Genomic DNA, 3,070 nt, shown 5'->3' with positions numbered 1-3,070 from the left:
GGACGTCGGCAGGATGCAGCTTGTAGAGCGGCGACACGAACACGTCGGTCGGTTTGGGGATTAAGACGCCCGAATCGGCCATGATGGGGTTCTTCTTTGTTCTGTTTGTGTTTTAGGTGGCTTGCGCGATGAAAGGCTCGTTGGCACGGCGCGTCAAAACGATCTCGGTATCGTCGCAACCGCGCGTGTGTCTTGAGCCACGCTGCCGATTTGCTTGGCTGCCGTGCCAAATTGGCTTGCCTTGGCCAGCACGCCCGCTGCGCCGCTGGGCAACGCGTTGCCTAGCGCCTGACTCGCGAAGGTCCCGGCCGCTTGCATCAAGCCGCCGCTGCCTTGCGCGAGCTGCGCGGCAATGCTCGCGAAGGGGCTGCCCGCGCTGCCGGCGCCCGCGCTCTCGCCGGCCGGCAAAAAGCCCTGCGCCTTGGCTTGGGCAGCACCGGCCGCATCGGCAGCTTCGGCCTCTTGCGCCTCGGGCTGTTGCGGCCACGACGGCAGCTTGAACCGGCTCGGCATCTGGTCTTGCTGACGAGGGTCGTCGCCGAAGCGCACCATCGCGGCGCCTGCCGGCAAGCCGCCGACGACCGTATGGCCGTTTGCATCGAGCGCACCTTGCCGGAGCAACTGCCCGGCCGAGTCGAACACCGAGAACGCGCCGCCTTTGACGGGCGCGCCATTGGCGTATTTGTGCAGCAGTTCCAACTGCCCCGGCTGATCGGGACGCGCGGCGGGCAGCGGATACCCCATGCTCGCCGGGCCGTCGAATATGTGCTGCGCGCCCTTGACGTCGACCTTGCCCGGCGCATGAATCTCGATGTTGCCGCCCGCCAACCGGATGTAGGCTCCGCCGCTCGCGAGCAGGACCGCCTGATCGGCCGCGACTTCGACGTTCTCGGTCGTCGATAGGAGTTTGACGCTCTTATGCGCGGTGAGCTCGACGTTATCCGACTGCGCTTGGACCTCGACCTTGCCTTTGGCCGCAAACAGCTTCATACCCGCGTTCTGCACGAACAGGCTCAGCTTCTGGCCGATGCTGGCCAACAGCGATTTGCCCACCGCCAGATGCGCGCTTTGGCCGCTCACCACGTTAACGTGGTGGGTCGCCGCCACATGCACCGATTGCCGGCTCGACAGCCCGATGGCAGCGGGAGCGCCCAACAACATGATGGGCTGCTCGAACCCGTTGGCGTTGCCGGTACCGCCGCCGGCCGTTCGCCCGCCCGAGGCGTTGCCGGGCACGCTTTGCCGCGTGGCGTCGGTGAACGCGCGCAGCGTGTCGTGCGCATCCTTCAGGCTCTCGGCTTGGTGCTGCTCGCTGATCTCGGAAAGCCCTTCGACGACGCTTTCCGCGTCGATCAGTTGCTGCTGCGTTTCGTTGACCTCGAGCGGTTGGCTATTCGCGGCTTTCGTATGCGTCGTCACATACAGGCCCTGACTGGCCCGGATCGCGCCATAGCCACTCGACTTCAGATCGAACCCCGTGCCCAGGTACGCGCCGCGCGTGTTGTTCGTCTGGTCGATCAGATAGCCCAAGTGCAGGTGCGAATCGGCGCTGGTCGAGTAAAGGTGGATGCGGTTTTGCCCGGTGGAGTCGTCCAGCACGAGCTGATTGAAGCCGCGCCCGCCATATTCCTTCGATCGAAAGCCCGACAGCAATCCGTTGGTGTGCCAGATCGGAGGCGTCGTGCCGCCGTGCATGCGGCCGATAATGACGGGCCTGTCGCAATCGCCGCCGGCAAATCCGACCAACACCTCGTCGCCCGCGCGCAGCGGGAAGTGGCCGCCGCGCGTGTCGCCGGCGTCGGGAAAGGCCGCGCGTACCCAGCACGATGCCTTGTCGTCGCGATCGTTACGCCGGTTCCACGGGAACCACACCTTCACGCGATTGAGCGGATCGGTGAACACTTCTTCGCCGCGCAGCCCCGCAACGATCGCCGTCTGCAACTGCATGACCGGTTTGCGATGTTCGAGCGGGCTGCGAAACGGCAGACGACGCCGCTGCGCTTCGATCTCGACTTGAAAAAAACCTTCGCTGCCATCGGCATGCTTGACGCGTACACCGCCGGCGTTCGCCTTCGCGTGAGCAGCGATTTCCGCCCGCAAGCTGCGCGGAAAATCCGCCACGTCGTCCATGCCGGGCAGATTGTTTTGAATGACCCAGGTCGTGGCCAGGATCGCAAACTGCCGATCTTGCTCGGAACCGGCGTCGTGCAAGGGATGGTTCTTCAATAAGAACCAATAGCCCGGCATCGCATTGCGGACGCTGCCCACCGCTTCGAATCGCTGGGTTTCCGACTCCCAGGCGTCCAGTCGCACAGTAGCTTGATGGTCGCCCTGGACGCGCTCGCCCCACGTGTAGGCGCCCGTGTAGTCGTAGACTTCGCCGTCCGCGGGCGTATCTTTGTTCAAACTGATCGGGCCGCCCGTGCGCATGGGCAGATCGGGGCGCTTGTAATCGAACGTACTGGTCTTGAGCGACGCGCTTTGAATCCGCTGCCGCTCCTTCCATTGCGTAAAGCCGTCGACCTCCTCGCGCAATCCCGTTCGATGGAATCGGATAGTCTGTTGCGCGAGCTGCGGTAGATCGTACAGATCGTCGAGCAGCACGAGAGTGTGCGATTTACCGTCTTCGGCTTGCTCGAAGCGGCCGAAGACGCCGGCTTCTTCCAGACTACGATGAACGAAATTCCAGTCGTATTCCCATTGCACGCGATACGAGTAACGCGGCATCGGCCGCCGCAACTGGAAGCGATAGGCGCCGCGGGCCTGCGGATGTTGATTGAAGACGTCCGCCACGATTTGTTCGCCGGATTGTTCCTGCCAGTCGCGCATATCGCGGCGCAAGCGCAGGAAATTCATCCACGAGGTGAACTCGAGGCGATAGATCGTGAGATACCCATCGGCACCCAGACGCGAGAACGTATGGACGTAACCGTGATGCGGCAGATACGTGCCGTCCGCCTGGAGAATCCAAAGCGTCACGGCTTTGCCGATCAACGCCTTCAGCTTGATTTCCTTGCCGCGAGTGGATATCGCATCGATAACGAATTCGTAATCGCGGCCCAGACGCGCG

The 3,070-nt window shown here is 63.4% G+C and carries 1 protein-coding gene; it reads right to left on the bottom strand.

All coding sequences use genetic code 11. The features are described from left to right. Window positions 1–153: 153 nt before the first annotated feature. A partial coding sequence (locus ACTHN9_RS27965) for a type VI secretion system Vgr family protein (protein ID WP_440540082.1) occupies window positions 154–3,070 on the bottom strand: 2,917 nt, incomplete at its 5' end.

It is taken from the genome of Trinickia sp. (assembly GCF_051953405.1).
Lineage (GTDB): Bacteria > Pseudomonadota > Gammaproteobacteria > Burkholderiales > Burkholderiaceae > Trinickia.
Note: the sequence above shows the minus strand (reverse complement) of the source record. Positions and strands in the feature narration are given on the sequence as shown.